This is a genomic window from Gillisia sp. Hel_I_86 (assembly GCF_007827275.1).
Classification (GTDB): Bacteria; Bacteroidota; Bacteroidia; order Flavobacteriales; family Flavobacteriaceae; genus Gillisia.
On the sequence record NZ_VISE01000001.1, the window covers coordinates 1,142,046 to 1,157,149 of the forward strand.

General features: G+C 34.0%; 15 protein-coding genes and 2 pseudogenes. 13 read left to right on the forward strand and 4 right to left on the reverse strand.

Annotated elements, in window-relative coordinates; all coding sequences use genetic code 11:
- Positions 1–176 precede the first annotated feature (176 nt).
- Positions 177–524: a hypothetical protein gene (locus JM83_RS04950; protein WP_144959952.1), complete on the forward strand. Its 348-nt coding sequence runs from the start codon at positions 177–179 to the stop codon at positions 522–524.
- Positions 525–647: 123 nt separating this feature from the next.
- On the opposite strand, the gene JM83_RS04955 is transcribed toward JM83_RS04950, so the two are convergent.
- The gene (locus JM83_RS04955; RefSeq protein ID WP_144959954.1) at positions 648–1,874 is read right to left on the reverse strand and encodes a site-specific integrase; all 1,227 of its coding nucleotides are present in this window, start codon (positions 1,872–1,874) and stop codon (positions 648–650) included.
- A 451-nt stretch (positions 1,875–2,325) separates the two neighbouring features.
- Here JM83_RS04955 and JM83_RS04960 point away from each other — a divergent pair, with 451 nt between their 5' ends.
- From JM83_RS04960 to JM83_RS04975, 4 genes are all read left to right on the forward strand, one after another.
- A complete protein-coding gene (locus tag JM83_RS04960; RefSeq protein ID WP_144959956.1) occupies positions 2,326–3,540 on the forward strand; it encodes a site-specific integrase in 1,215 nt (404 codons plus the stop codon).
- A 35-nt stretch (positions 3,541–3,575) separates the two neighbouring features.
- Positions 3,576–4,397: a helix-turn-helix transcriptional regulator gene (locus JM83_RS04965; RefSeq protein WP_144959957.1), complete on the forward strand. Its 822-nt coding sequence runs from the start codon at positions 3,576–3,578 to the stop codon at positions 4,395–4,397.
- Positions 4,398–4,476: 79 nt separating this feature from the next.
- The gene (locus JM83_RS04970) at positions 4,477–5,238 is read left to right on the forward strand and encodes an MBL fold metallo-hydrolase (protein ID WP_144959958.1); all 762 of its coding nucleotides are present in this window, start codon (positions 4,477–4,479) and stop codon (positions 5,236–5,238) included.
- 182 nt (positions 5,239–5,420) lie between these two features.
- The gene (locus JM83_RS04975) at positions 5,421–6,260 is read left to right on the forward strand and encodes an RteC domain-containing protein (protein ID WP_144959959.1); all 840 of its coding nucleotides are present in this window, start codon (positions 5,421–5,423) and stop codon (positions 6,258–6,260) included.
- Between the two features lie 163 nt (positions 6,261–6,423).
- Here the strand turns inward: JM83_RS04975 and JM83_RS04980 are convergent, their stop codons facing one another.
- Positions 6,424–7,329, reverse strand: a complete 906-nt coding sequence (locus JM83_RS04980; protein ID WP_144959960.1) for a LysR family transcriptional regulator — start codon at positions 7,327–7,329, stop codon at positions 6,424–6,426.
- 92 nt (positions 7,330–7,421) lie between these two features.
- Between JM83_RS04980 and JM83_RS04985 the strand changes: the two genes are divergently transcribed.
- From JM83_RS04985 to JM83_RS19390, 5 genes and pseudogenes are all read left to right on the forward strand, one after another.
- Positions 7,422–8,051, forward strand: a complete 630-nt coding sequence (locus JM83_RS04985) for an NAD(P)H-dependent oxidoreductase (protein ID WP_144959961.1) — start codon at positions 7,422–7,424, stop codon at positions 8,049–8,051.
- Positions 8,052–8,090: 39 nt separating this feature from the next.
- Positions 8,091–8,516 (forward strand): RidA family protein, encoded by a 426-nt coding sequence (locus JM83_RS04990; RefSeq protein WP_261376354.1) that lies wholly within the window; start codon positions 8,091–8,093, stop codon positions 8,514–8,516.
- Positions 8,517–8,737: 221 nt separating this feature from the next.
- The gene (locus tag JM83_RS04995) at positions 8,738–9,574 is read left to right on the forward strand and encodes an RteC domain-containing protein (RefSeq protein WP_144959963.1); all 837 of its coding nucleotides are present in this window, start codon (positions 8,738–8,740) and stop codon (positions 9,572–9,574) included.
- Between the two features lie 287 nt (positions 9,575–9,861).
- Positions 9,862–10,146, forward strand: a complete 285-nt coding sequence (locus JM83_RS05000) for a helix-turn-helix domain-containing protein (protein ID WP_144959965.1) — start codon at positions 9,862–9,864, stop codon at positions 10,144–10,146.
- Between the two features lie 3 nt (positions 10,147–10,149).
- Positions 10,150–10,431: pseudogene (locus JM83_RS19390) on the forward strand (hypothetical protein); the annotation flags it as partial.
- On the opposite strand, the gene JM83_RS05010 reads toward JM83_RS19390, so the two are convergent.
- Positions 10,423–10,983 (reverse strand): IS630 family transposase, encoded by a 561-nt coding sequence (locus JM83_RS05010; protein ID WP_144959967.1) that lies wholly within the window; start codon positions 10,981–10,983, stop codon positions 10,423–10,425. The pseudogene JM83_RS19390 and the gene JM83_RS05010 overlap by 9 nt on opposite strands.
- Positions 10,984–10,996: 13 nt before the next feature.
- On the reverse strand, positions 10,997–11,395 hold the full coding sequence (locus tag JM83_RS05015) for a winged helix-turn-helix domain-containing protein (protein WP_186434943.1): 399 nt from the start codon (positions 11,393–11,395) through the stop codon (positions 10,997–10,999).
- 143 nt (positions 11,396–11,538) lie between these two features.
- Between JM83_RS05015 and JM83_RS05020 the strand changes: the two are divergent.
- The 3 genes and pseudogenes from JM83_RS05020 to JM83_RS05030 form a co-directional block, all read left to right on the forward strand.
- Positions 11,539–12,027, forward strand: a pseudogene (locus JM83_RS05020) (hypothetical protein); the annotation flags it as partial.
- On the forward strand, positions 12,011–12,673 hold the full coding sequence (locus JM83_RS05025) for an ATPase (protein ID WP_144959970.1): 663 nt from the start codon (positions 12,011–12,013) through the stop codon (positions 12,671–12,673). The pseudogene JM83_RS05020 and the gene JM83_RS05025, both read left to right, overlap by 17 nt.
- 75 nt (positions 12,674–12,748) lie before the next feature.
- Positions 12,749–15,100, forward strand: a complete 2,352-nt coding sequence (locus JM83_RS05030; RefSeq protein WP_144959972.1) for a TonB-dependent receptor — start codon at positions 12,749–12,751, stop codon at positions 15,098–15,100.
- The last annotated feature ends 4 nt before the right edge of the window (positions 15,101–15,104 follow it).

Below are 15,104 nucleotides of genomic sequence, written 5' to 3' on the forward strand. Positions count from 1 at the left end.
GGTGAAATCCCAAAATATGATTTTTTTTTGGCTGAAGCTAATTATGCTACCTCAACAATGATAGATTAGCAGTTATAGAGCATTAATCAAAGAGTATAAATTTAATACAACTTTATATTTTCCCATTTCTATAAAAGATCTAATGCATTATCTTTGTTTGCAATAATTTTCGTAAAATGGAAGAAGAAAAAAAAGATATTTATCAAACTGCCGAAGTGATCTTACTCATCATTAAATATGAAGGTGAGATTGAGGATATTATTGAGTATCCTTCCGAATTTGAAGCGGCCTATAAAGAGTTGCTTCAATATAAGATCATTAAAAAAGGTGATGATAAATACCTGCCCGATCTTAATTTTAATAAGGCTCAAGAACTGGGCTTCAGAAAATATATTGAGCAGATTAACAAACCATCAAAATTCAAACAATACATTACCAGCAAACCAGCCTTAGGGGTTTTAGCTGGAGCTGTTTTAGTTACCGCGGGTTACCTTATGCGAGCTGAGAAAAAGTATACTCATTAAAGGAAAAGTTAACAGAAGAGGTCTTTAGTATCGAATCCAGAATCCTGAAATATTTAATAATTTATAAATTACTCTTTTACTTTAAAGGCAGGCAGAAAATAATTTATTCTAGCCCTTAAAGCTCTATATTCTTTTATTATCTTCTATAGCAATTCTTTTCTTCAATAAATTCATATCCTCACTCAATTTCTCGTCCAAAATTTTAGCATAATGTTGCGTTATTTTAAGGGATCGATGTCCAAGCATTTTACTTACTGACTCTATAGGCACACCATTGGAAAGGGTAACAGTGGTAGCAAACGTATGCCTGGCCATATGAAAAGTCAAATTCTTTTTTAATTCGCAGCGATCGGCTATTTCCTTTAAATAACTATTCATTCGTTGGTTAGAATACACTGGGAGTAATTTTCCTGTTGGACTATCAAGGTGTTTATATTTTTCTATAATTTTTTCAGCCACTGGAAGTATAGGAATACTGCTCAACGTTTTAGTCTTGGTTCTTTTTATTTTAATCCATTGGCTACCATCAATTCCCTTTACAATATCATCTGAAGTAAGTTTAAACACGTCGCTATAAGCAAGCCCTGTATAACATGAAAAAAGAAAAACATCCCTCACGTGCTCAATTCGCGGAATAGTGAATTGCTTTTCCATTAGTGTAATGATCTCCTCTTTGGTTAAGAATTCGCGTTCTATAACCTGAAGTTTAAGTTTGAAATTATAAAAAGGATCTTTTTCTATCCAACCATTTGCATACGCAACTCGTACAATCTTTTTAAGGTAAGAGAGATACTTTAATGAAGAGTTATGTGAAATATCCAGTTCTGTTTTTAAATAATAGATAAAACTATTGATGAATTTAACATCAATATCCTTCACCGGATAATCCTTGATTTTATAATTTAATAAAACAAAAGAAGTGATATGTTTTTTTGTTGTTTCATATCGCTGTAGTGTTCTAAAAGAATAATCTTTACCAACCAATTTTTTCATTCTAGAATTATGTTCTTCGAACATTTCAATTATGGATTTCTGGCTATCATTATTTCCTAAGTACACATCTTTAATTTTTAGAGCCGAAATCTCCTCTTTATTGTCTAAAAATTTTTGATAAATTTCATAAATCCTATTTTTGATAATGTCTAAATTCCGATTTACTTGTTTAGCTTCAATGGATGTTCCAATCACTTTATTTGCTTTAAGATTCCACTTTGAGAGTGTAACTTTCCTCATTGTACTTAATTCAACTCTTCTGCCTTCGTAGGTGATTCGCAGATAAACAGTGGCTTGAATAGCGTTTTTATCTTTACTTTTTCTTGTATAGAATAATATTGATAATTGATCTTGCATCCTTTTCAGTTTAAAATTACATCTTAATTTAGCTGAAAAAATTATAACAAAAAACCCGTAAGGTTTTATTTAACAGTCACTTACAAGCCATTCGGGGACACCTAACTAATTATTTAAAGTGTCCCCGAATTAGACACCTTTTAGATGGATTTATATGATATCAAATGAATACATAAAAAACGAAAAACCCTGTAAACAGTGAAGTTTACAGGGTTTTGGTATGATTTGATATGTTAAAAATACTCGAGGCGGGAATCGAACCCGCACTCCCGAAAGAACTGGATTTTGAATCCAGCGTATTTACCACCAAAATCACCTAAACTATATTATAATCAATTGATTAGCAATTGACTAATTTTATTTGATTTCAATTAATATCGTTTAAAACCGTAATTTGTTGTACTTATGTTGTACCAAAAATGATTATCTTTATAATCTCAATATTTAAGATATGGCATCAAACGCAAAAATAGTACTCCGGAAAAAGCCTAACAAAGAAGGACATTGTCCTCTTACTATTCGTATTACAAAAAACCGTCGCTCAAACTATCATTACATAGGTCATAATATTGATCCAAACGATTGGGATGGGAAAAATATTAGAGTTAGAAAATCACACCCTTACTCAGATAGGTTAAACGGTTTGCTTAGTGCTAAACTGTCTGAGGCAAATAAAATGCTGATCGATTTGCAATCGAGCAAAAAGGATATATCGGCCAATCAAATAAAAGAGAAACTTTATGCTTCTTCCGAATCAGTTACTTTTTTCGAAGTGGCACAAGATTTTCTTGATGATTTAGAAGCAAACGAAAAGCTGTCTAGGCTCTCGACCGACAAGGCTCGTGTTAACCACGTATTGAACTTTACCAAATCAAAACAGCTTGCTTTTCAAGAAATTGATGAAAACTTTCTAAAGAGATTTAAAACTTACCTCCGTACAAAACATAACCTATCGGAAAGGTCGATAGTAAACAATCTTATTGTGATTAGAACTATCTATAATAAAGCTATTAAATTGGGCATAGTAGATAGAAAACTTTATCCATTCGGTTCGGATAAAATACGGATCAAGTTCCCTGAAACTGAAAAAATAGGACTTACTAGAAATGAAGTCAAACAGCTTGAATTGGTTAAAAACTTGACCAAGAATGAAATTCACGCCCGAAATCTTTGGCTTTTCAGTTTTTACTTTGCCGGAATCCGCGTAGCTGATGTATTGAAAATTCGTTGGAACGATATTTATGATGATAGACTTCACTATCGAATGAACAAAAACTCAAAACTATTGTCCCTGAAAATTCCAGAAAAGGTTTTTCCGATTTTGGAAGATTACACTAGCGACAGGCAGAATGATGAGGATTTTATTTTTCCTGAAATGAAAAAAGCCGATTTGACAAATGCTAAAGATATTTATGCTAAAACAAAAACAGCCAATAAGAAATTCAATAAATATTTAGTATTGGTCGCTGAAAAAGCAGAAATATCAAAGAAAGTAACTATGCATATAGCGCGACATACTTTTGGAAATATATCTGAGGATAAAATCCCTATTAATATGCTACAAAAACTATATAGGCATTCATCGATTACTACCACGATTAACTACCAATCTAATTTTATGCATCGTGATGCTGATGATGCCTTAGATAGTGTGATTAATTTTTAGACTAAATTGATTAAAAAAACTAGATATAGAAAAATATGAAAATTTATTTTAAAGAACCTATAGAGCCATTGAAAAATTATGTGAAATACTTTTGGCATACTAATTTCGAGCGACCCAATCATAATTTTTTTAAATATAATATGATGGCGGATAGTTCCCCTGGCCTAATTTTTCATCACGATAATGGAAATGCAACTATTTCTGAAAGAGATGGTTCCAAATTACCGAATGCTTTTCTATATGGCCCAAGCAATAAACCGTGTAGTAATTTTGACAATGGGAATTCGTTCCTTTACGGGGTAGTATTTCAACCTATGGCCATAAAGTCATTGTTCAATATTGACGCTAATCTAATGAAAAATAATTTGCTAAATCTAGATAATTTTATAGAACACAATATAACTGATAAATTACTGAATTCTAAAAAATTGGAGTCCATAGAACTGATTTTCAATACATTGATTAAAAAACAAATTCGCCGAGTCGAAAAAGAAGATTTTTTAATTAAGAAAAGTTTAGAACTGATTTTTCATAACACCGAAAACCAAAGCATTAGTAATTTAAGCAGTAGTCTAAAAATTTCCAAGCGTCAATTTGAAAGAAGGTTCAATACTTTTGTGGGCATTCCACCTGCAAATTACATACGCGTTTCTAAATTTCAAAAATCCTTGAATCTTTTATTGACGGGCAAATATCAAAAATTATCTGATATCGCCTACCAATTTGGATATACAGATCAATCTCATTTCATTAAGGAATTTAAAAGCTTTTCTGGATTTAAGCCTAAAGATTTATCGAAAAATGAGAATTCTCAATGCAATTTTCATTTGTTAACTGAAAGAATAATCCTCAATTGAGGTTAATGGCGTAATTCTACTATTTTTTCTGTACTTAGTTAAATATCTTGTCTCCCGTATTCATTATTAAATTGTAAGTATGTTGAAGGTACATCATCTAAACTGTGTTATTATTAAATCTCCAATGGGCAAAGCTATTGGGCATTGTCTGTTACTAGAGCAAAATAAAAATTTAGTGCTTGTTGATTGTGGAATAGGTTTATCAGAAGCTCAAAATCCTGAAGAAAAACTTGGTAAGGAACTTGTCGATGCTGTTGGTTTTCAATTAGATCCAGAAATCACAGCAATTAAACAAATTCAAAAACTTGGTTTTAATCCAAGCAAGGTAACTGACTGTATCTGCTCGCATTTAGACCCAGATCATATTGGCGGATTGACCGATTTTCCCAATGCTCGAGTTCACGTTTCAAAAGAGGAATATGTGGCTTTTAAAGAAGGTAATGAAAGATATCTTCCCTATCAATTGGAACATAATCCTAAAATAAAGCTCTATGAAGATAACGATGGGGAGTGGTTTGGACTTCCATCAAGAAAAATTGATTTAAATTTTGAAACAGAGATGTACTTAATCCCTTTGTTTGGGCATACACTTGGACATTGCGGAATAGCTTTTCAAAAGGATGATGATAAATGGGTTTTTTACGTTGGAGATGCCTACTATTTAAAAGCCGAAATTAATGAAATCAATCATCCTATAGATGAACTTGCCTCAATTAGGGCAGTTGACAATAATCTAAGGAAAGAAAGTTTGAATAAAGTAAGAACTGTTGTAAAAAAGTATGCGGACAAAATAGAGTATTTCGGATATCACGATCCGACAGAATTAATTCTTAAAAATTGAATCCTTAAATAATTTTTTTGTGCATTGCTTAACCAAAATAACTAGTGGTATTTCAATAAATGTGCACAGATAACTATTAAAATATCAAACTCTAATTTAAGAACTTTTATTTGCTTAGACTTTGGGAACTGATGTTCGATGTTGATTGTCATATTTTGGATGAAATTATGCGATAGATCCCTATGACGAGAAATATAGAAGAAATATTATCGAACTACAAAAGAGAAATAGATGAACTGGGCCAGATTTCCGAGCTAAATTTTTCTAGAATTGAAAAAGGTATTCAAATTTCTAGGTCTTATCTTCAAAAACTTAGAGTCGCTCTTAGAAAAAGAAAATTCAAAAATAAAGAAGATGAAATTTTATTCTTTAAAAAGCAAAAACCATCTATTTACGGTCACCTAAAATTTTTCGCCAAACTTTATAAATTTCTTTTAACAAAACCCAGAGGAACGGATAAATCAAAACTAGCCTATATAGATGCAGAAATAAAAAAATTACAAGACTATTATTACTGCAACTGTGAGTTCATAAAATACTACAGACAGAACGCTACATTTTTAGATGAGTTTTATTTTTTGCGTGGCAACGATAATATAGGATTAATCACTGATACTTCTCACTTCTATACAGATATGGAATTCTCAACTAGTCACGACAATGCTGTGGCTAAAATTATAGCATATGATTTACTATTAAACCATTACACATTCGAAATTGATAATTTGAAAAAATCAACAAGAGAAATTTCAAATAATGCAAAACTATTGGAAGGTTTGAGCCTAACTTGGACTTCAAACAAGATTGATTTAACCGAACTTATTTATGCATTGATAGCTTCGGGAGCAGTAAAGGGAGATATCAAAGATTTGGCTACCGCCTTTGAGAAAATTTTTGATATTGACCTAGGGAATTACTATCGTAGTTTTTTAGAAATACGTGGTCGTAAAGAAGGTTTGGCTAGGTTTTTAGATTTGTTAAAGAGAAGCCTCTTAGGAAGAATTAAAGTAGCGGATGACTAAGATAAAAAGTGTATTTTTAAAAAGGTTAAATTCAAGTTGAAAAAAATTGAGACTGAGAATTAAACTCTGTCTGATTTGAGAAATATAAAAATTTTACTCAGACCTTTAGAAATAAACAGTATAACTTCTATTGGGTTGGTGCATAATCTTCTGGACTTTTCAATTATTTTATCTTGCTAATTTCCTGAGAAATTATTTCCTTAATTTGAGCAATCTCTTTGGTTAGCCTAGAATTTTCACGAAAAGCGAAATAAAACGTATTCTCAAAAGGGCTGCGCCCTTCCCATAATAATTTTACACTATTTTCCTTTAATTGCCCTACAGAAAGAAAATCCGGTACTAAAGCTAGCCCCTGACCATTACTTATACACCTAATAATTGAAATAATATTGGGCACTAAAAAATTAGGTTTAAACCATTTTTTCTTATCGAAATTTTGATACCAAAAAGTCTTGGAATACTCCATTACATTATGTGACCCATACCAAATTTGCTTTTTAAGTGCCTGTTCTAATTCTGACCATTTTTTGTTGAAAATCAAATTTTCAATATCCTCGGTATCTGTATTTTTACCCGCAATCAATTGGATTTTCTCCTTAAAAAACGGCTTGTAGATAATTCCCTTTGAATCGACAAGTTGAGGTATGATTACCAAATCCAGTATCCCTTCCGTGAGTTCTTTTATCATTTGTGGATATTCTCCAAAATGGGCTATGACATCAAATTTCAAAGTTCCAATGCTAGGTTCAAAAAAAACCTGGAAAACCTCTGAACACATCCCTATACTCAAAGTCGGTTTTTCCTCTAACCCTTTCCTCTTAAAATGCTGTTCTGCTTTTTCCAATCTATTGATGGGGTCGATGATGTAGTCATAAAGGATTTGACCTCTTTCTGTAGGTATCATTTTACGCGAAGTCCTTTCGAACAATTTAAAGCCTATATAAGATTCTAATGAACCTATATGAAGGCTTACACCGGGCTGAGATGAAAACAATACTTCCGAAGCTCTTGTTAGATTACCTTCTTCATATACTGCTTTGAAAGTTCTATACCATTCCAGATTTACCATAACTATAAATATTATGATACAAATGTATAATTCGTATTATTATTATAGGTGTAATATTTCAATTAGTTTTGTGATTAAATAAATAGAAAACTATGCAGAATATATTGATTATAAATGGCTGGCACTCTTTTGCAATCTCCCAAGGAAGATTCAATAAGTCATTATTTGACATCTCTCTAGCTCATTTTCAATCGAGCGACGATTACATCGTGAAAACTACAGAAATTGAAAAAGATTACGATGTTGAGGAAGAAGTTGCTAAATACCTTTGGGCAGATACCATAATATACCATACACCTGTATGGTGGTTCTACGTCCCGTTCAAGTTCAAACAATATTTGGATGAAGTATTGACCGCAGGATACGGAAAGGATAAAGGGATGTGGTCGAGCGATGGTAGAGACCAAAAAAATCCTGAGATAAACTACGGTACCGGTGGTTTACTACATAACAAAAATTATGTATTGACCACAAGTTGGAATGCGCCCCAAGGAGCCTTTAGCCTGCCTGATGAATTTTTTAAGGAAATCAGTGTGGACGATGGTCCAATGTCCGGTTTCCACGGAATGAACAGGTATCTCGGCCTGGAATTATTGGAATCATTAAAATTCTTTGACGTAGAAAAAAATGCTGATACCAAAGCACAACTTAAAAGCTATAAAAATTTCCTGAATGAAAAATTTGAAGTGAAAATAACAAGTCCCGATTATGAAGCTCATTGATTTGAACATAACATTTATAACGCTCCTAATATGTATGGGATGCGAGAAACCTTCAACAAAAAAACAATAGATCCTATGCAAGTTAAAAATATTGAAATAAGTCCAGACCCCTACAAACCTTACAATTTAGCCCAAGGATATCTTGTAGGCGAAGTACTCTATATTTCCGGCCAAGCTGCCTACGGTAAAACGGGGGAGCTTATAGGTATTAATGATTTTGATGTTCAGGCCGAACAGACGTTCAAAAATTTGAAAACCGTACTTGAAGCCGGAGGATCAAGTTTAAAGAGCGTAGTGAAAGTGACTATCTTTTTACGGGATATGGCAAATTTCAGCAAAATTGTCTCTCTAAGAAAAAAGTACTTTACCGCGCCATACCCGGCAGATACAATTGTAGAAGTAAGTTCCCTTTATTCCCCAGATGCCCTGATAGAAATAGAGGCGATAGCAGTATTGGAAAATTAATGGTTAAAATAATCAGGGAGTGAAATAATTACTATTGTTACTTATTTACAAGTAATCTTCGGAGTAATAATAACTCTGGTAAAATCCAATTAAAATTTAATTTCAAGGGTATGTAACGTTCTTTGAACGAGCATACCCTTCTATTTTTTAATGCACTTAGAACTTTGAAATACAAATTCAACGAGAAAGAAAGTAATAGGATGATATAAAACTAAGTAGAGATGGTCGAAGCTATAACCCACACAATTTCTGGATATAGACAGGATATTTTTAAAATTGAAGAAGGAGACCTCAATGAATTTCGAAATATCGAAAAAGGTATTCAAATTTCTAGGTCTTATCTTCAAAAACTTCGAGTTGTACTCCGAAATGGGAAATTCAAGAATAAAGAGGATGAAATTTCATTCTTTAAAAAACAAAAGCCATTTATTTACGGCCATCTAAAATTCTTTGCCAAGCTCTATAAATTTCTTTTGACAAAACCTAGAGGTACGGATAAATCAAAACGTTTATACATAGATGCAGAAATAAAAAAACTCCAGGACTATTATTACTACAATAGCGAGTTCATTAAGTACTACAGACAGAACGCCACGTTTTTAGATGAGTTCTATTTTTTGCGTGGCAATGATAATATAGGTTTGATGGCAGATACTTCTCATTTTTATACGGATGCAGAATTCTCTACCAGTCACGACAACGCTGTGGCCAAAATTATCGCCTACGATTTATTGCTGAACCATTATACCGAAGAGTTGAACAAACTAAAAAAGCCATCAAGAAGGAATCAAAAGAATATTTTTTTCGAACGATTGAACCTAACTTGGATTGCCAACAAAATAGACTTGGTAGAACTTACTTATGCGCTTATTGCTTCGGGCGCGGTTAAGGGCGATATTAAAGAGTTGGCAGCTGCCTTTGAAAAAAATTTTGATATTGATCTGGGCAACATTTATCGAACATTTTTGGAAATACGGGCACGGAAAATTGATCTCGCAAAGTTTATGGACAAACTTAAAGCCAGCTTACTTCGGAAAATCGAGGACGCTGATAACTAATGTGACTTTAAATGTTAAATTCTTACCCAAGTTGGTTTCAACTTGGGTAATTCTTTTTAAAATGGATTTTGATACATTTTGAACGTCCAAATTACATTTTTAACTTTCAAAATACCCCAATACAGACTAATTATAAAGATGTTGAAGTTACACCCAACTTGGTTTCATCTTGTGAACAAAACCCATTAATACTACCCAAATTTGTAGAACGAAAGTCAAATCAGGGCAGGGACTATCAAATTAGTTGATAGCGATGCGATAGTCCCTTTCTTTAAAACCGTTCTATTATGCCGACAAGTATTATTACTACAGACGACCTTCGGGAATTCAAAATGGAATTGCTCGATGACATTAAAACCCTTTTAGCAAAACAGTCTAAAGGAAAATTGAAAAGATACCTCAAATCTTCACAGGTTATGGATTTACTGCAAGTAAGTCCGGGAACGCTTCAAAATTTAAGAATAAACGGCACCCTTCCCTACACAAAAGTAGGCGGCATTATTTATTATGATGCAGAGGAAATCCAAAATGTGATGACCGCAAACCGTGTACAGCATGGTCTAAATTCTTAGGCAATGAACTATATAAAGCTACTCAACGCGGCTTTTGAAAAGTTCTATTTTGATGACCGCCTTAACCCTACCCATATCAGTCTGTATATGGCGCTGTTCCAAGAGTGGAACAGTAGCCGCTTTGCGGATGAATTCTACGTGAACCGACGCGACCTAATGATGGCCTCGAAAATAGGTTCAAAATCAACGTATCATAGATGTGTTACAGAGCTTGATTCTTGGAACTACCTCTTTTACTTTCCATCTAACAATCCATATAAAGGAAGTAATACCAATTTAACTATTAAAAGTCGTAATAAATGCATTTACATAATGGTGATTGCCAGTAATTGATTTTATTGTTTGCTTGCCCATATCTTTTACGATTTGATGTAGCCATTGTTTAAGTTCCTGCATTGATTTAAACCTTTGATTTTTAAACCTATTTTTAATATACTGCCATACTTGTTCACACGGATTGAGTTCTGGAGTGTAAGGCGGAATTCTCAACAAATATATATTCTCGGGCACATTAATATTTTTTGTCGAATGAAAACCAGCATTATCAATTATCACAATTTTAAATTCTTGAGGTTTGTATTTAGAGAAGTTCTCTAGATAAGCTTCGAAAACAGTAGTATCTACTCCATTAATTTCCCAGACAAAACTATTTCCGTTTATTGGGGAATAACTACCATATAGATAAGTTGTTTTAAATATGTGTTGATATTTGACAATAGGTTTGATCCCGCAGGCTGTTAAGTGTTTGCCGGTATGGGTCATCATACCAAATCGAGCTTCATCTTGAAAGTACAAATTTACTTGCTTATACTTGTTTTTATTTAGACTTGTTCTAATGTTGTCTAGGTCATTAGGGAGTTTTTAAAAAAGCTTTTCCAGCTTCTTCATCTTTTTTATAATGAGATTTACGGGGGCTTTTAAGCTTGGTCTTAAAATGCTTTATCAAATATTTGCGCAACCAATGGTATTGTATATCTATGTCAAATTCATTATTTACCCACGCTTGCGCATCCCAATATCCTAAAAATCCCTGGTCGCTAGAATTCAAACGTTTTTCAAGTTCCTTATGTATTTCAGGAGTGATTATTTTTGACTTTTTGTTCTTGGGCAAATCAGTCAATAAAAACGATATTCCATTTTCAAGATACTGTTTTGTCCAGCGTTGTTGGGTTCGTGGATCAATACCTAAATAATCGCAAAGCTCGTGGCGTGTTTTAAATTTGTTCTCTTTTAGATAGATTAAAAACATAACACGCTTTTCATGCTTTATATTAGTTTGACTTTTGCGGAGTGCCCTAAGCTCTTCAACGCTTTGGGTTATTGTAAATTCTTGTGGTTTTGCCATTAGTAAATATACAAAAAAATAGCGACATTGTATAAGTAAATTGGTATAAGATCAAGATGGCCATTATCGAGAAAAGTGATGAGACGGTTACGGGACGGTACCATCCCGAATTAGAACATCTTGCGGAACGGTACCATCCCATACGTGAACCAGTAATGGGACAGTACCGTCCCATAAATGGACAAGTAGTGGACCCACACCGTCCCATAGGTGGACAAGCATTGGTATCTACTATAAACAATACCAAACAAGTAAACAATAAAAAACAACCAAAGGGCTGGCAGACCGTTATTGATTTTTTTATTGAAAAAGGTTTTGATGCCGATGAAGGAAAAAAATTCTTTGAGCATTACGAAACCCGACATTGGCAAACCAGCGATGGAAAAGAAATTCGAGATTGGCGAGCCTTGGCTAAAAATTGGATGGACAGAACCGAATTATTCGACGAGGAAAACAAACCAAACAAAGAGCAACCGTCCCAAATCAAGGACAACTTGCGTACCACTAAAAACAAAGATTATGGACAACCCCTCTAAAATTACCGAAGGTGGCGTGGAATATTCGCTCGGAAAGTTTGATGGTAAAAGCGTTCTCTACGATTTTGACCAAATCTTGATTTATCTTAATGCAAAGGGTAAGCTGCTCTTTGGCAAGAACTTCAGAATTTATGATGAGGATACCGTTATAATCCGTAAGCTGTGCCACTATTTTATCAAGGACAAAGAGAATTGTGAAAAAGAAGGAATTGACCCTGACAAGGGCATTCTGCTTTCCGGGCCGGTTGGTTGTGGAAAGACTACATTGATGCGATTATTAAGGTATATCGTCCCATTACAGCGACCATATGAAATGATTCCGTGCCGGAATGTAGCGTTTAGTTTTAATCATTTGGGATTTAAGACTATTGAGGAATATGGTAACACGAAATTTTTCTGCTTTGACGATTTAGGCATTGAACCTGCTGGAAGATTTTACGGCAAAGATTTGAACGTGATGGGCGAAGTGCTTTTATCTCGTTACGAACTTTATCTTCAGACCAAGCATAAAATCAAAACCCACGCTACTACCAATCTCAATGCCGAGGAACTTGAGGAACGCTACGGTAACCGTGTCCGTAGCCGGATGCGTGAACTGTTTAATTTGATAGCCTTTGATGAAGGGGCTGGGGATAAGAGAAAATAAAATAAATTTTGTTTGTTTAGAATAAGTCTAAATAAATATAATTATTATATTTGGCAAAAATTAAATCATTGACCAATGAAAATCAAATTAAAATTATTGTTTGCCACACTTAGCTTACTTAGCTCTTTTACATATGCACAAACCACCTTAACAGGCACTGTCAAAGATGAAAGCGGTGAACCTCTTATGGGTGCTAATATAACCTTAACTTCAACGCGGGGAACTATTACAGATATTGATGGAAAGTATTCTATTTCCAATATTGAAAAAGGAAATTATACTGTAAAAGTTTTCTTTATAGGGTTTAAATCACAGACCAAGACGGTAAATGTTTCCAGTCAAGAAATTATTACCCTTGATTTTATGCTTTATGGATCAAACCAACAGTTGAGTGAAGTTGTAATCACTTCCAACAGAACACGTGAAACTTTAGACGAAGTACCCTCCTCCGTATCTGTATTAAACTCTCAGCAAATCGAAAACTTGGCCCAAACAAGCAATTCTATTGCAGATGTATTGACTGAAGTACCAGGCCTAGCATTAAGTTCTAACCGCACTAGCAGTACAGGGCAGACATTAAGAGGAAGAAATATGCTGATATTGATTGATGGAATCCCACAATCCACACCGCTTCGTAGGGGAGGAAGAGATGTAAATACTATTGACCCAAGTACCTTAGAAAGAATTGAAGTTATAAAAGGTGCCACCGCAATTTATGGAAACGGTGCCGATGGAGGTATTGTAAACTACATCACAAAAAAACCTAACACTACAAAAAAATTAGAAAGTACAACTTCTATTGGGGCAGAAGGAGCTTTGGTAGATATTGATAAAACCGTTGGCGCTAACGTAACCCAAACATTCTCCGGGCAGCTTGATAAATTAGGATATGTGACCAGTGGAAGCTTTAGACAAACAGGTGTCTACAAAGATGCGAACGGTATGGTCCTGTCACCATTTTATGGCTTAGGGGAAACCAGTCAGTATAGCCTATTTGGTAAATTGAATTATCAAATCACCAAAAAACAACGAGTAGAATTAATGTACAACTATTTTAGCAGTAATCAAGATTCCGATTACATTCCCTTGGTAGGTGTGTATGGAGAAAGTCCTACTATCGGAGTTCTTGGGGATGATTTAGGGGAAGACCAGGGAAATAGATATAATCATAATGCACAATTAACCTACGATTATGATGATATTTTTGGCAATACCGATTTCAGGTTAAATCTTTATTTGCAAGATTTTAAGACTGTTTATGGTTATACAGATAGTTTTTACGATCCCAACTTAGGTTTTGATGGTGGACAGTCATCAATATTATCTACCAAAAAAGGTGCAAGATTAAACTTTAAAACACCATATTCCTTCGGTGAAGTAAACGGAAATATTCTTTATGGAGTTGATATTTTAAATGATAGAACTTCTCAAGAATTAGTTGATGGCCGGAAATGGGTGCCCGAAATGGATATGACGAATTTTGCGCCTTATGCACAGTTGAAAACACTTTATAAAAATTTTGTTTTAAAAGCGGGGATTAGACTTGAAAATATCAACATCCAAATTCCAGATTATACTACACTTACCAGGTACAATTTGGGTGAAACAACTCCTAATAGCGGGGGAATAGCTATAACAGGAGGGAAACTGAACTACAATGCCACGGTATTTAATGCTGGGGTACGATATAACAAATGGAGGGTTTTTAAACCTTTTGTTAGTTTCTCCCAAAGTTTTTCCATTGCCGATTTAGGCAGAACATTGCGTTCGGCAACGGAAAATACCGTTAATCAGATTAATTCTGAAGCCGTGATTGCTAATAATTATGAAATTGGTTTTAATACACATATAGGAAGAACCAGTTTGAGCGGTGCATATTTTATTAGCACCTCCAATTTAGGTTCTACTTATAGCGAAACTCCAAGCGGTGCCTTCGAAATTTTAAGACAACCGGAAAAGGTATATGGATTTGAACTTTCATTGGATACCGAACTTTTAAGAAATATAAATTTTGGGACTTCGGTTTCATACACAGAAGGGAAAATAGATACTCAGGACAATGGAGATTATAAAACTTTTATAGGGGGCGATAGAATTCCACCATTAAAACTAGTTTCTTATTTGTCCTACAAGTTGACAAATAAATTCGATGCTCGGCTAACACATATTTACAGTGGCGACAGAAATCGCTTTGACCCTAATGAAAATGGAGGATATACTTATGGTAAAGGCCCGGTCAACAGCTTTAATATATTTAACCTTACAACAAATTATCAACTTACCCCTACTACAGAAATAGGCGTTGGAGTTAGAAATCTATTGAATGAAGATTACTATCCCCCAATTTCTCAATGGAATGCAAGGGATTCCAATTACATTAAGGCAAATGGGACGCAATTTAATGTATCTCTTACTGTAAACTTATAGTAGT